Annotated in this window: 13 protein-coding genes; 4 read left to right on the top strand and 9 right to left on the bottom strand. The window is 62.1% G+C overall.

Translation table 11 applies throughout. The features are described from left to right. Positions 1–115: 115 nt before the first annotated feature. Both AAHM40_RS00245 and AAHM40_RS00240 read right to left on the bottom strand, forming a co-directional pair. Positions 116–430 carry an SCP2 sterol-binding domain-containing protein gene (locus tag AAHM40_RS00245; protein WP_028627740.1) on the bottom strand — a complete coding sequence of 105 codons (315 nt, stop codon included), beginning with the start codon at positions 428–430 and terminating at the stop codon, positions 116–118. Between the two features lie 60 nt (positions 431–490). Beyond that, positions 491–1,201 (bottom strand): histidine phosphatase family protein, encoded by a 711-nt coding sequence (locus AAHM40_RS00240; protein WP_342242919.1) that lies wholly within the window; start codon positions 1,199–1,201, stop codon positions 491–493. A 211-nt stretch (positions 1,202–1,412) separates the two neighbouring features. On the opposite strand from AAHM40_RS00240, the gene sohB reads away from it, so the two are divergent. Then, positions 1,413–2,438, top strand: a complete 1,026-nt coding sequence (gene sohB, locus AAHM40_RS00235; RefSeq protein WP_342242918.1) for a protease SohB — start codon at positions 1,413–1,415, stop codon at positions 2,436–2,438. A 21-nt stretch (positions 2,439–2,459) separates the two neighbouring features. On the opposite strand, the gene AAHM40_RS00230 is transcribed toward sohB, so the two are convergent. Beyond that, positions 2,460–3,314 (bottom strand): alpha/beta hydrolase family protein, encoded by an 855-nt coding sequence (locus tag AAHM40_RS00230; RefSeq protein WP_342242917.1) that lies wholly within the window; start codon positions 3,312–3,314, stop codon positions 2,460–2,462. A gap of 111 nt (positions 3,315–3,425) precedes the next feature. On the opposite strand from AAHM40_RS00230, the gene AAHM40_RS00225 reads away from it, so the two are divergent. Further along, positions 3,426–4,007, top strand: a complete 582-nt coding sequence (locus AAHM40_RS00225) for a TetR/AcrR family transcriptional regulator (protein WP_342242916.1) — start codon at positions 3,426–3,428, stop codon at positions 4,005–4,007. Between the two features lie 86 nt (positions 4,008–4,093). Here AAHM40_RS00225 and AAHM40_RS00220 read toward each other — a convergent pair whose 3' ends face one another. Both AAHM40_RS00220 and AAHM40_RS00215 read right to left on the bottom strand, forming a co-directional pair. Further along, positions 4,094–4,594, bottom strand: a complete 501-nt coding sequence (locus AAHM40_RS00220) for a DUF934 domain-containing protein (RefSeq protein WP_342242915.1) — start codon at positions 4,592–4,594, stop codon at positions 4,094–4,096. Further along, positions 4,578–6,236 carry a nitrite/sulfite reductase gene (locus tag AAHM40_RS00215; RefSeq protein WP_342242914.1) on the bottom strand — a complete coding sequence of 553 codons (1,659 nt, stop codon included), beginning with the start codon at positions 6,234–6,236 and terminating at the stop codon, positions 4,578–4,580. The genes AAHM40_RS00220 and AAHM40_RS00215 overlap by 17 nt, the downstream gene beginning before the upstream one ends. A gap of 436 nt (positions 6,237–6,672) precedes the next feature. On the opposite strand from AAHM40_RS00215, the gene AAHM40_RS00210 reads away from it, so the two are divergent. Next, positions 6,673–7,758 carry an ABC transporter substrate-binding protein gene (locus AAHM40_RS00210; RefSeq protein ID WP_342242913.1) on the top strand — a complete coding sequence of 362 codons (1,086 nt, stop codon included), beginning with the start codon at positions 6,673–6,675 and terminating at the stop codon, positions 7,756–7,758. A gap of 4 nt (positions 7,759–7,762) precedes the next feature. On the opposite strand, the gene AAHM40_RS00205 is transcribed toward AAHM40_RS00210, so the two are convergent. The 3 genes from AAHM40_RS00205 to AAHM40_RS00195 form a co-directional block, all read right to left on the bottom strand. Next, a complete protein-coding gene (locus tag AAHM40_RS00205) occupies positions 7,763–7,981 on the bottom strand; it encodes a DUF2970 domain-containing protein (RefSeq protein WP_342242912.1) in 219 nt (72 codons plus the stop codon). 55 nt (positions 7,982–8,036) lie between these two features. After that, positions 8,037–9,077, bottom strand: a complete 1,041-nt coding sequence (locus tag AAHM40_RS00200; protein ID WP_342242911.1) for an RNA methyltransferase — start codon at positions 9,075–9,077, stop codon at positions 8,037–8,039. A 66-nt stretch (positions 9,078–9,143) separates the two neighbouring features. Continuing rightward, a complete protein-coding gene (locus tag AAHM40_RS00195) occupies positions 9,144–9,752 on the bottom strand; it encodes a hypothetical protein (protein WP_342242910.1) in 609 nt (202 codons plus the stop codon). 173 nt (positions 9,753–9,925) lie between these two features. Here AAHM40_RS00195 and AAHM40_RS00190 point away from each other — a divergent pair, with 173 nt between their 5' ends. Beyond that, complete coding sequence (locus AAHM40_RS00190) at positions 9,926–10,219, top strand: DUF1883 domain-containing protein (RefSeq protein WP_342242909.1); 294 nt, start codon at positions 9,926–9,928, stop codon at positions 10,217–10,219. A gap of 161 nt (positions 10,220–10,380) precedes the next feature. Here AAHM40_RS00190 and metH read toward each other — a convergent pair whose 3' ends face one another. Continuing rightward, the gene (metH, locus tag AAHM40_RS00185; protein WP_342242908.1) at positions 10,381–14,073 is read right to left on the bottom strand and encodes a methionine synthase; all 3,693 of its coding nucleotides are present in this window, start codon (positions 14,071–14,073) and stop codon (positions 10,381–10,383) included. Between the last annotated feature and the right edge of the window lie 32 nt (positions 14,074–14,105).

Raw genomic sequence — 14,105 nt, 5'->3', positions numbered from 1 at the left:
AGGTGTTGCAGCACAATCAGGCTGCCTGATTCGCCCGTACCGCTTGCGTCGGGCGAAAAAAAACCGGAGCCCATGGACTCCGGTTTCTTGGTGCATGGCTTTTCGCGAGAAGAGCTTAGACCGGGAACAGTTCGCCGAGCTTCATGGCCAGCATCATGTCGCCTTCGGCGCGCAGCTTGCCCGCCATGAAGGCCTGCATGCCGTCGGTTTCACCGCTAGTGATACCCTTCAGGGTAGCGCTGTCCATGATCAGGGTGACGTTCGGGTTCGGGGCATCGCCCTGCTGTACGTCGCAGGTGCCGTCCTTGACCACCAGGTAGTGGTTGTCGCCGTCTTCGATGTTGAACTGGAATACCAGATCCAGGCCAGCGGCGGCACCGGCGTTGAACTTGGACTGCATGGTTTTGACGATGTCAGCAACGTTGGTCATGGTGTTTTCCTTTTTCTAGGGTTTTTTCTAGCGGCTTGTTCCAGCCGCAGTGGGCCGGACTCAGCGATAAGTGATGAGCTCCGGCGCCTTCAACAGTTCCAGATGCACATGACTGTTGAAGGAAGCCAAGGTTACCTCGCTACCGCGGAACTTCAGACGGTTGAGCGAGGTGTTGACGATCTGCCAGTTGAGCCCGAAGGCACTTTCGGCCGGAATGCCGGCAACCAGGTGGAGCAGGGCTGTGATAGTGCCGCCGGAGGTGAACACGGCAATATTCTGTTTGCTGTCCGCCTTGGCCAGGATGCGCTCCATCCCTCCGCGAACCTGTTCGACGAACTCCAGCCAGCTTTGTAGCCCCGGCTTGTCGTGGGCGCCTGAGACCCAGCGCAGGATCAGCTTGGAGAACAGTCGTTGGAACTCCGCGCGGTTTTGCGCGGCATTGCGCAAGACGTGCAAGGCTTCGGGCTCTTCCGGCAGCAGGTCGGGGAGCAGGGCGCGGATCACTGCGTCTGCATCGAACTCGTTGAAGGCCGGGTCGATATCGATGACGGGCGCTGTCAGGCCGGCAGCGCTGAATTGCGCCAGGGCAGATTGCGCCGTGTGCTGTTGGCGACGGAGGTCACCGCTGTAGCAGCGATCGAAGCGCAGGCCCAGTTGGGCGAGGTGCTCGCCGAGCACCTCGGCCTGACGAATGCCGATGGGCGAAAGCACATCGTAGTCGTCGGCGCCGAAGGAAGCCTGGCCATGTCGAATCAGGTAGATGCTGCCCACGTACGCTACCGTCCCGCGAGGTTGAAAGTTCCGCGAGGGTATGAGGAAGCCTTAGGCCTGTCAACGAAAAAACATACGCTTGTTTGAATGCATTCCCACTGTTTATGCAGACGTTTCAGCTCGCTGGCGAGCAGGGGTTCGCGCCGTTATGCTTGTTGGTCTTTGCGCCGCCGAAAGGCTGGCGCCAGTGGGGATGACAAGGGGGATACACGTGGAGTTCTTTGCCGAGTATGCAGGCTTTCTGGCCAGGACGGTGACCGTGCTGGTGGCCATCCTGGTGGTGCTGGCGGCTATCGCCGCACTGCGTGGTCGCAACCGGCGCGTGGCCAGCGGCCATCTGGATGTCCGCAAGCTCAACGATTTCTACAAGGACTTGCGCGAGCGCCTGGAGCACTCGGTCTTGGACAAGGCGCGCCTGAAGTCACTGCGCAAGGCCGAAGCCAAAGCGGCGAAACAGGCGAAGAAGTCGGCAGGGCAGAAGTCACGGGTCTTCGTGCTGGACTTCGATGGCGATATCAAGGCCTCTGCCACCGATCACCTGCGCCATGAAGTGACTGCGCTGCTGTCCATGGCCACGGACAAGGACGAGGTGGTGGTGCGCCTGGAGAGCGGCGGCGGCATGGTGCACAGCTACGGCCTGGCGTCGTCGCAACTGGCCCGCATTCGCGACGCCGGTGTGCCGCTCACCATCTGTGTGGACAAGGTGGCTGCCAGCGGCGGCTACATGATGGCGTGTATCGGCCAGAAGATCCTTGCAGCGCCGTTTTCCATCATTGGCTCTATTGGCGTCGTTGCGCAGCTGCCCAACGTGCATCGCTTGCTGAAGAGACACGATATCGACTTTGAAGTGCTCACCGCCGGCGAGTACAAGCGCACCCTCACTGTGTTTGGTGAGAACACCGAGAAGGGACGGCAGAAGTTCCAGGAAGACCTCGAGACCACCCACGAGCTGTTCAAGGGTTTCGTCGGTCGCTACCGACCTCAGCTGGACATGGCCGAAATCGCCACGGGCGAGGTCTGGCTGGGCATGGCGGCGCTGGAGAAGCAACTGGTGGACGAACTGCGCACCAGCGACGAGTACCTGGCTGAACGCGCCAAGGAAGCCGAGCTGTTCCACCTGCACTATGCGGCGCGCAAAAGCTTGCAGGAGCGCGTCGGCCTTGCCGCCAGTGTGGCCATCGATCGAGTGCTGCTGAACTGGTGGGGACGCCTCAGTCAGCAGCGTTTCTGGCAATGAGCCCAACGGGCCCGGGCTGGTTCAGGCCAGTTCGGGCAGCAGCACGCTTTGCCACAGGGAGCGTTCGTACTGCGGCTTGAAGAAGCCGAAGTGACCGATGCTTTTCTCGCCCACATCCGCCGGGGCGATGCGCTTGAAACTCTTCTGCGCCTGGCGATAGAAACTGTGCAGCGACTCGGTGTTGCGCCCGGACATCATCTCGTCGTCGGTGAAGGAGATGGAGGTAATCGGGGTGCGTACCGCGGAATAGGCTTCCCGCACACGCTCACCTTCAGCGCCCACCGCGTATTCCGGGTTCAGGCACCAGCGGCGCCACTGTTGAATCACGCCCTTGGGCAGGTCGCCCACCATGCCTAGGCGCTTGCCAGGGAAGTAGCCGGCCAGCGGCGTGACCAACGGTGCCACCAGGAACCACAACAACCAGACCCGACGACGCAGCTCGGCGGTGTTCTCCCGCCAATAGCCGCTGCCAGTGGCAATGGTCAGCACCTTGCTGATGCGCTCGGCTCCCTCGACGAAGGGCAGGATCTGCCCGCCCAGGCTGTGCCCGATCCAGTAAAGCGGCTTGTCCCCGGCGGAATTGGCTACGAGCGAAAGCATGGTGCTGCAGTCATGGCGGGCCCAATCGAGAATATCTACGTCCAGGTCCCGCAGGTGGCCGTTGCGAGATTGGCCCATACCGACATAGTCGAAAGTGGCAACCAGATAGCCGCGTTCCGCTAGCCAGGTGGCGAAGGGCGCGTAATAGCGCTGGGGAACGCCCATGGCGGGTACTATCAGCACCGCGGCCAGGGCCTCGCCTTCGGGGCGGAACCAATTGGTGCTGATGAGGTGGCCGTTGCCGTTGTCGATCCGGGATTCTGTCGAACTGATCATTGCATCCGTCCTGGCGGTGGAAAGGGCTTCTGGAAAAACGCGAACCCGGGCAGTATACGAAAGCTAGAAAGTTATTCTAGAAAAATATTCTAGTTTCATTAAAGGAATCCAATGGGCCGTCCCTCCCGAAAAGACGACATCCTCCAGGCTGCGCTGGCCTGCTTCAGTGAACAGGGCGTGGATGCCACCACCATCGAGATGATCCGTGACCGATCCGGTGCCAGCATCGGTAGCCTGTACCACCATTTCGGCAACAAGGAGCGCATCATTGCCGCTCTCTATCTGGAGGGGGTGAGTGGCTATGCGCGTTTGCTGGAGGCGGGGTTCGCCAAGGTGCATAGCGCCGAGGGTTGCATCAAGCTGCTGGTGGCCTGTTATGTCGACTGGGTGCTGGAGAACCCGGACTGGGCGAGGTTCATCCTGCACAGCCGGGGGAGGGTGGAGGCGAGCGAGCTGGGTGAGCAGCTGCGGGAAACCAACCGCCTGCACCATGGGCGCATTGAAGAGATACTGCGGCCTCATCGCGAATCAGGTGCCTACCGTGAAATGCCTCGCGACTGCTTCGTTTCTGTTGTCATCGGGCCGGTCCAGGACTTCACCCGTAACTGGCTGGCAGGACGCACTCGCACCAGTCTGGCCGATTGCCGCGAGCTGTTCATGCAGGTGGCGTGGGATGCGGTTCGCGCGCCGTAGGTAGGTGCCATCACCTGTAGGAACGCGCTCATGGACGATGAAGCCAAAGAGCCCCGCGTGTGCGGGGCTCTTTGTTGGTGCATCACTCAGGCCGTACGGCGGCGGAACAGCGGCAGGGGCTGGTCGCTGGATGCCTGGTAGACCTCGGAGAACTCTTCGAAGGCCTTGAGGGCGTCGTACGGGTCCTTGTCCGCCCGCAGTGCAAAGGCGTCGAAGCCACAACGCTGGAGGGCGAAGAGCTGGTCGCGCAGCACGTCACCTATGGCGCGTACTTCACCCTTGTAGCCGTAGCGTTGGCGCAGCAGGTAGGCGGTGGAGGAGTGGCGGCCGTCGGTGAAGGCGGGGAAGTTCAGTGCGATGACCTGGAAGTGTTCCAGGTCGTCGGCGATTTCTTCGATCTCTTCGTCGCTGTCCAGCCAGACACCGAGGCCGCCGTCGCGGGCTTTCAGCGCATGGGCGTGATCGCGCCAGAGCGCCAGCGGGATGATGATGTCGTCGCAGTTGGGGATACCGTCCAGGGGTGCGTCCTTGGCCAGCAGATGCCAGGTTTCGTCGATGACCTGACCGTTCTTAATGATTCGCTGCATATACGCGCTCCTTGAACGGGTCGATACCGATGCGGCGGAAGGTGTCGAGGAATTGCTCGTCTTCGGTGCGCTGTTCCACGTAGACCTTGATGATCTTCTCGATCACGTCGGCCATTTCGTCCTGGGCGAAGGACGGGCCGAGGATCTGCGCCAGGCTGGCATCACGGCCGGCGCTGCCGCCGAGGGACACCTGGTAGAACTCCTGGCCCTTCTTGTCCACGCCGAGAATGCCGATGTGGCCGACGTGGTGGTGGCCGCAGGCGTTCATGCAGCCGGAAATGTTCAGGTCGAGGTTGCCGATGTCGAACAGATAGTCCAGGTCGTCGAAACGGCGCTGGATGGCTTCGGCCACCGGGATCGACTTGGCGTTGGCCAGGGAGCAGAAATCGCCGCCTGGGCAGCAGATGATGTCGGTCAGCAGACCCACGTTCGGGGTGGCAAAGCCGAGTTCGCGCAGCTCGCCCCAGAGGGTGAAGAGTTGGGCCTGCTCGACATCTGCCAGGATGATGTTCTGGTTGTGGCTGTTGCGCACTTCGCCGAAGGAGTAGCGATCAGCCAGGTCGGCGATAGCGTCCAGCTGCTTGTCTGTGACATCGCCCGGCGCGACGCCAGTGGGCTTGAGCGACAGAGTCACCGCGGCATAGCCGGGCTTCTTGTGCGCAATCACGTTGCGCTCACGCCAGCGGGCAAAGCCCGGGTGCTCGGTATCCAGGGCAGCGAGGGCAGCGTCCTGGTCTTCCAGGGTCTTGTACGTCGGGTCGACGAAGTGCTTGGCGACACGCTCCACTTCGGCTTCGGTCAGGGTGGTCGGGCCATCCTTCAGGTGTACCCACTCGGCGTTCACGCGCTCGGCGAACACTTCCGGGGTCAGTGCCTTGACCAGGATCTTGATGCGCGCCTTGTACTTGTTATCGCGACGGCCGTAGCGGTTGTACACGCGCAGAATCGCGTCGAGATAGCTGATCAGGTGCTGCCAGGGCAGGAACTCGTTGATGAAGCTGCCGACGATCGGGGTACGGCCAAGGCCGCCACCGACTGATACGCGGAAGCCCAGTTCGCCGGCTTCGTTCTGCACCGCTTCCAGACCGATGTCGTGGACTTCGATGGCGGCACGGTCGCTCACAGCGCCGTTGACGGCGATCTTGAACTTGCGCGGCAGGTGGGAGAATTCCGGGTGGAAGGTGGACCACTGACGGATGATCTCGCACCAGGGGCGCGGGTCGACGAGTTCGTCACGGGCAACGCCGGCGAACTGGTCGGTGGTGGTGTTTCGGATGCAGTTGCCGCTGGTCTGGATGGCGTGCATTTGCACGGTGGCCAGCTCGGCGAGGATTTCCGGCACGTCTTCCAGTTCCGGCCAGTTGTACTGGACGTTCTGGCGGGTGCTGATGTGGGCGTAGCCCTTGTCGTAATCGCGAGCGATCTGCGCCAGCTTGCGCACCTGGACGGAAGAGAGCAGGCCGTAGGGCACGGCGACACGCAGCATGGGCGCGTAGCGCTGGATGTACAGGCCGTTCTGCAGGCGCAGCGGGCGGAATTCCTCACCCGAAAGCTCGCCTTCCAGATAGCGGCGGGTCTGATCGCGGAACTGCTTGACGCGGTCCTCGACGATCCGTTGATCGTACTCGTCGTATACGTACATGAAATGTCCTGTTGTCAGGCTGCTTACAGCTTTTCTGCGCGCACGGCCGCGCACTCCCCGCGGAGCCGGAGGAAGATACCAGTTCGGGGTTATGCGCAAAAGTGATGTTTGAGTATATGTAAAGAACCAGAAGTTATTGCCCTGAGACCGCGCATAGCCCTTTGGCTTGAGGCCCGGCGGGGGGTGGTCTTTACTCGAAGTGCAAGCCGCCTATAACCACAACAATTGGGGGACGTCATGACCGAGCATTCCGAAGATTCCAGCCAAGACAGCAAGGTCGATGCCTGGGCCATCTTCTTCTTGATCCTGATCGCCGTTTCCGCTGCGGTGTTCTGGGTCAGCCACCAGTAGACAGCGGGGCCTGGCGGCCCCGTTACCTCCGATCACCCGGTAAGAAGCAGTTATACTGCGCCGCCGATTTTTCCTGGGTGATGGAATGAAAGGACTGGGTGCTTGCCTTCTACTGTGCCTCTGCCTGGGTGTTAGCCAGGCGCTGAGCGCCGCTTCCGTGGTTTTTCTCAATCCGGGGCGTCACGACGAACCCTTCTGGGCGAGTTATGCGCAGTTCATGCAGGCGGCCTCCAACGACCTTGGCATGGACCTTGAGATCCACTATGCCGAGCGCGACCTGGGCTTGATGCTCGACCAGGCCCGTGAGGTGTTGCAGGGGGCGGATCGTCCTGACTATCTGGTGTTCGTCAATGAGCAATACGCAGCGCCCGAAATCCTGCGTCTGTCGCGCGGTAGCGGGGTCAAGCTGTTTACCGTGAACAGCAACCTGACGCCTGATCAGCAGCTACTGACCGGGGGCACCCGGGAGCGCTACCCCGACTGGATTGGCAGCATGGTCCCCAATGATGAGGAGGCCGGTTACCTGATGGCGCGCTCGCTGTTGGAACAGCAGGAGCGCCTGGCGCCTGGCCAGCCCTTCGATATGCTGGCGTTTTCCGGCGTCAAACAGACGCCCGCGGCCCAGCGACGTGAGCAGGGCCTTATGCAGGCACTGGCCGAGTTCCCCAATGCCCGTCTGCGCCAGTTGGTCTACAGCGAATGGAGCCGTGAGCGCGCCTATACCCAGGCCCTGCAGCTGTTTCAGCGCTACCCGGATGTGAAACTGGTGTGGTCGGCCAACGATGAAATGGCCTTTGGTGCGATGCTGGCCGCCACCGAGTTGGGGCGCAAGCCTGGGCAGGACCTCCTTTTCTCTGCACTGAACAATTCACCGGAAGTCTTGCGCACTTATCTCGATGGCAAGATCAGCGCCTTGGTCAGTGGTCACTTCACCTTGGGCGGCTGGGCCATGGTGCTGTTGCATGACTACGACGCTGGCTTGGATTTCGCCCGTCACGGTGGCAAGGATCGTGAAGTGCGGTTGTTCATGGCCCTGGACCGGGACAAGACAACGCGGCTCTTGCGACATATCGAGCGGTATGGCTTCGACCTGGACTTCCGGGCCTTCAGCCTGGTGGGCAAGAAAGGCGCGCGCGACTATCGCTTCTCCCTTGCGCCTCTGATCGACTGAGGCTTCAGAGGCCGGCGAAGTGGAGTACCAGGCGCACCAGGCCATAGAGCACCAGCACGAAGACCACGGTGAATAGCACGCCGAGGATGATGAAGTGGCTGGGCTTGCCGCGACTGAAGTCGCGGGTGCGATTCTTCCCGCTCTGCACGCCGAAGGCAGCTGCCAGCACGCTCTGCAGCATTTCGCGGAAGCTCAGGGGTTGGTCGTGATTTTTGTCGTCCATGGGACACCTCCTGGCCTGAGCTTAGCTCGTCGGCACGAACGTGTTGTCCGATCGCTCAGGAGGCGGGGCGAGGCAAGCGGCGAGTGTTGACCAGTTCCACGGCACGGGCGCGCAACTGGCCGCAGCCACCCTCGACGTCCTGGCCAGCAGAATTACGCACCTTGGTAAGAATGCCGCGACTGTGCAGGTAGCGGACCATCTGCACGATTCGATCACCATCGGGGCGCTGGTATTCGTCGGCATCCAGGCTGTTGTAGGGGATGAGGTTCATCACCGCGTACTTGCCCTTGAGCAGGCGCAGAATGCCGTCCATTTCATCCTGGCTGTCGTTGATGCCCTTGAGCAGCGTCCACTGGTACTGGATGGGATAGCCGATGGTGCGGGCATAGCGCTCGCCCAGTTCAACCAACTCATCCGGAGCGATGCGCGGTGCCTTGGGCAGCAGCTGCTCGCGGAGGTCGGCACGGGTGGTGTGCAAGGACAAGGCCAGGGCTGGCTTGACCCGCTCCTGGGGCAGGCGCTCGAAGACGCGCATGTCGCCGACGGTGGAGAACACCAGGTTCTTGTGACCGATACCGCCGTCAGTGCCCAACAGATTAATGGCCTCGAGCACGTTCTCCAGATTGTGCGCCGGCTCGCCCATGCCCATGAATACGACTTTCTTCACTGGCCGGAAGCGGCGGGCGAGGGCGACCTGGGCGACGATCTCGGCGCTGCCCACCTGGCGCAGCAGTCCGCTCTTGCCGGTCATGCAAAACACGCAACCCACGGCGCAGCCGACCTGGGTCGAAACGCAAAGCCCGTCGCGGGGCAACAGCACGCTCTCCACCATCTGGCCGTCGCGCAATGCCACCAGCAGGCGGGCGGAGCCGTCTACGCCGGGGTGCTCCGAACGTAGGTGAACCAGTGCCTCCAACTCGTTGGCCAGCGCGGGCAAGCCGTCACGGACGCTGAGCGGCAGGAAGTGCTCGGTGTGTTGGCGGCGGGTGCCGGCATCCAGGGGCTTGCCCTGCAGCCAGGAACGCACCACCCGTCCGCTGTGGACAGGGAGAGCGCCGAGGTCGGCAAGGCGTTGGTGGATATCGCTGATACGCATGGGGCGCGCATCCTACCACTGTCCCCAATGAGGTGGCAGACCCTCCGACCAGCCGGTTGGCGCGCGTCAGGGCGCCTCTACGCTGATGGCCAGGGCCGAGGTCAGTCGAATCACCACCTCCTGGTTGAGGTAGGTGGGTTTGAGCTCTATGTCAGGACGCACTCTCACGACCTTGCGGCTGCCATCGGCGAACTCCAGGGTGGCAGTGTGCTGGGTGGTGTCGATGGCCTTGACCACGGCGGTGATTTCCACGGTGTCCGCGATCAGCATCCCCGGCTTGCTGCCTTCCGGTGCCGTCGCCACCAGTCCGGCCGCGCCATCTTCCTGAGCTTCGCCTGGTGCGCGCAGTTGGATAACGCGCTCGTGAGTCACCACCGCCTTGACCCGGTCACCGGTTTTAAGCTGCGAAAAATTGCGCATTTCCGGCACTGCATTGAAGGTCTGGCGGTTACCCTGCTCGTCCTCGAGCGTGAAGGTCCGCTTCTGATGATCGACAGCCGTGACAACTGCCGAGATCTGCTCGGTCTCGGACGCGACGCCGCCGGGCACACCCTGGGCGTAGGCTTCGGCTGCGCTGGTGGTCACGTTCAAACCATCGTTCTCGGCATGGCTGCTGCAGGCCGTGATGAGTCCGAAGGCAATCAGGAGTGCGGGAATTCGGCTGGCGTAGGGCATGTTGTATTCACCTTGGTCGGTCGGGTTCCTGAAGAATCGGATGCGCACGTGGCGAACATTCCGTTTCGCCCGGGCAATCCGCCTGGTCGGCTTGTTCAGCGTAGGCGAGGCGGTGGCATTTGCCTCCGTGGTATTCTGGCGCGCTGTTCGATTCAGCGATTCTGGAGCTGTTCATGAAGTTCATCCATCAACGCGAGCACCTCAACGAGGGCGATCTGGTCGTCATCCAGTGCTCGCAGACCTGCAACATCCGTTTGATGAGCGATGCGAACTTCCGCAGCTTCAAGAACGGCGGTCGCCACAGCTACCACGGCGGCGCCTTCGACCGCTTCCCGGCGAAGATCGTGATCCCCAGCACGGGCTTCTGGAACGTCACCCTCGACACCGTTACCCGCCGCGCCATCAGCGTCACGCGCAAGCCCAACTTCGAGTGGTCGATCAAATTCGTGCGGCGCAGCAAGACCTGAGCCCCCACAGAATGAAAAAGCCCCGCGATGCGGGGCTTTTTCATGGGCGTTGGCTTTACCTGTAGGGGCGAATTCATTCGCCAAGGGACGCGCAGCGCCCCCCCTGCGAGACCCAGGGCCGAACCTGACGGTCCGGTTGGCGAATGATTTCGCCCCTACAATCAGCTCTCGTACCCGAGGTTCGGCGACAGCCAGCGCTCGCTTACGGCCTGGTCCTGCCCCTTGCGTTTGCTGTAGCTCTCAATCTGGTCGCGCTCGATTTTGCCCACCGCAAAATACTGGGCTTCGGGGTGTGCGAAGTACCAGCCGCTGACTGCGGCCGCCGGGAACATGGCGTAGTGCTCGGTGAGCGTCACGCCGCTGGTGCCTTGTGGGTCGAGCAAGTGGAAGAGGGTGCCTTTCTCAGTGTGATCCGGGCAGGCCGGATAGCCTGGAGCGGGGCGGATGCCTTTGTATTGCTCCTTGATCAGTGCCTCGTTGTCCAGGCGCTCGTCGGCCGCGTAGCCCCAGTATTCCTTGCGCACGCGCTCATGCAACCACTCGGCGCAGGCTTCGGCCAGGCGGTCTGCCAGAGCTTTGACCATGATGGCGCTGTAGTCGTCGCCTTTGGCCTCGAACTGCTTGGCCAACTCCTCGGCGCCGATGCCGGCGGTGGTGATGAAACCGCCGACGTAGTCCGTGATGCCGCTCTCCTTGGGCGCCACGTAGTCGGCCAGGCAGAGGTTCGGCTTGCTGTCGGGCTTGATGGTTTGCTGGCGCAGGTGGTGAAGTCGCGCGAGGGCCTTGCCGTGGCCGTCGTACACCTCCACGTCGTCATGATCCACCTGGTTGGCCGGCCAGAAGCCGAATACTGCGCGGGCCTTGATCAGCTTGCCGTCGATCAGTTGCTTGAGCATGGCCTGGGCGTCGTTGAACAGGGAAGTGGCCGCTTCGCCCACCACTTCATCGGTGAGAATGCGCGGGTACTTGCCGGCCAGATCCCAGGAGATGAAGAAGGGGGTCCAGTCGATGTACTGGGCCAGCACCGACAGGTCGATGTCCTCCAGCATTTGCACACCGGTGAAGCTCGGCTTGGGTGCGCGGTAGCCAGTCCAGTCGAACTGAGGTTTGTTTGCCAGGGCATCGGAATAGGCCAGGCGCTCGGTGCGGGCGGCGCGGTTGGCGGTGCGCTCACGCACCTCGACATAGTCAGCGCGGGTTTTCTCGACGAAGCCGGCCTTCAGTTCCTTGGACAGCAGTTGGGTGGCTACGCCCACGGCACGAGAGGCGTCGGTGACGTACACCACGGCGTCGTTGCTGTACTGCGGGTCGATCTTCACCGCTGTGTGGGCTTTGGAGGTCGTGGCGCCGCCGATCATCAGCGGCAGGCTGAAGCCCTGGCGCTGCATTTCCTTGGCGACATGGACCATCTCGTCCAGGGACGGGGTGATCAGTCCGGAAAGGCCAATGATGTCGCATTTCTCGGCAATGGCAGTCTGGAGGATCTTCTCTGCCGGAACCATCACGCCGAGGTCGACGATGTCGTAGCCGTTGCAACCCAGCACCACGCCGACAATGTTTTTGCCGATGTCGTGCACGTCACCCTTCACGGTGGCCATGAGAATCTTGCCTTTGGCTTCCGGCTTGTCGCCTTTTTCCTCTTCGATGAAGGGAATGAGATGGGCAACCGCCTGCTTCATGACACGGGCGGACTTCACCACCTGGGGCAGGAACATCTTGCCGGCGCCGAACAGGTCGCCCACCACGTTCATGCCTGACATCAGTGGCCCTTCAATCACCTCGATCGGGCGTGCGCATTGCTGGCGGCACTCTTCGGTATCTTCGACGATGAAGGTCGTAATGCCTTTCACCAGGGCGTGCTCCAGGCGCTTGCCCACCGGATAACTGCGCCATTCCTCGTTCTCGGCTTCCTTGACCGCTCCGCCGCCTTTGTAGGTGTCGGCGATGGCCAGCAGGGCCTCGGTGGAGTCAGGGTTGCGGTTGAGTACGACGTCTTCGACCTTTTCACGCAGCTCGGCGGGAATTTCGTCGTAGATTTCCAACTGGCCCGCGTTGACGATGCCCATGGTCAGGCCGTTCTTGATCGCGTGGTAGAGGAAGACCGAGTGGATCGCCTCGCGCACGGGGTTGTTGCCGCGGAAGGAGAAGGAGACGTTGGACACACCGCCCGAGGACAGCGCATAGGGCAACTCGTCGCGGATGTAGGCACAGGCTTCGATGAAGTCCACCGCGTAGTTGTTGTGCTCTTCGATGCCGGTGGCCACGGCGAAGATGTTCGGGTCGAAGATGATGTCTTCCGGCGCGAAGCCCACTTCGTTGACCAGGATGTCGTAGCTGCGCTTGCAGATTTCTTTCTTGCGCGCGGCGGTATCGGCCTGGCCGACCTCGTCGAAGGCCATCACCACCACGGCGGCGCCATAGCGCTTGCACAGGCGGGCGTGGTGCTTGAAGGCTTCCACGCCTTCCTTCATGGAGATGGAGTTGACGATGCCCTTGCCCTGGATGCATTTCAGGCCCGCCTCGATCACTTCCCACTTGGAGGAGTCGATCATGATCGGCACGCGGGAGATGTCCGGCTCGCCGGCGATCAGGTTCAGGAAGGTGACCATGGCCGCCTTCGAGTCCAGCATGCCCTCGTCCATGTTGATGTCGATCACCTGGGCGCCGGCCTCAACCTGCTGCAAGGCGACTTCCAGGGCCTCGGTGTAGTTCTCTTCGCGGATCAGTCGGGCGAACTTGGCGGAGCCCGTGATGTTGGTGCGCTCGCCGACGTTCACGAACAGCGAGTTGCGGTCGATGGTGAAGGGCTCCAGTCCCGACAGGCGACAGGCCTTGGGGATATCCGGGATAGCGCGCGGGGGATACTTGGCCACGGCTTCGGCGATGGCCTGGATGTGCGGCGGGGTAGTGCCGCAGCAACCGCCGACGATGTTGAGGAAGCCGCTCGCCGCGAACTCCTCGACCACCGAGGCCATTTCCGCCGGCGTTTCGTCGTACTCGCCGAAGGCGTTGGGCAGGCCGGCGTTCGGGTGGGCGGAGACGTGGGTCTCGGCCTTGTTGGACAACTCTTCGAGATACGGGCGCAGGTCCTTGGCGCCGAGCGCGCAGTTCAGGCCCACGGAGATTGGCTTGGCGTGGCGAACCGAGTTCCAGAATGCCTCGGTGGTCTGGCCCGACAGGGTGCGGCCGGAGGCATCGGTGATGGTGCCGGAGATCATGATCGGCAGTTCGAAGCCCAACTCCTCGAACACGCCCTGCACGGCGAAAATCGCTGCCTTGGCGTTGAGGGTGTCGAAGATGGTCTCGATGAGGATCAGGTCCGAACCTCCCTCAATCAGTGCGCGGGTGGCTTCGGTGTAGTTCTCCACCAACTCGTCGAAGGTGACGTTGCGGTAGCCGGGGTTGTTCACGTCCGGCGAGATGGAGCAGGTGCGGCTGGTTGGGCCGAGTACGCCGGCAACGAAGCGCGGCTTGGCCGGATTCTCTGCGGTCTTGGCGTCGGCCACTTCACGGGCCAGGCGTGCACCTTCGACGTTCAGCTCATAGACCAGCGCTTCCATGCCGTAGTCGGCCTGGGACACGCGAGTGGCGTTGAAGGTATTGGTTTCGAGGATGTCCGCACCGGCGTCCAGGTAAGCCTTCTCGATGGCCTGGATCACATCCGGGCGGGAGAGCAGCAGCAAGTCGTTGTTGCCCTTCACGTCGCTCGGCCAGTCGGCGAAGCGGGTACCCCGATAGTCCTCTTCCTGCAGCTTGTAGCTCTGGATCATGGTGCCCATGCCGCCGTCGAGGATCAGGATGCGCTCTTTGAGCGCCTGTTGCAGGGCTTGCTGGCGGGCGATGCGGTCGGACATGGGAACTACCTGAGGGATGGCGTGAACAAAGG

It is taken from the genome of Pseudomonas sp. OTU5201 (assembly GCF_038440135.1).
In the GTDB taxonomy this organism is placed as follows: Bacteria; Pseudomonadota; Gammaproteobacteria; order Pseudomonadales; family Pseudomonadaceae; genus Metapseudomonas; species Metapseudomonas resinovorans.
Note: the sequence above shows the minus strand (reverse complement) of the source record. Positions and strands in the feature narration are given on the sequence as shown.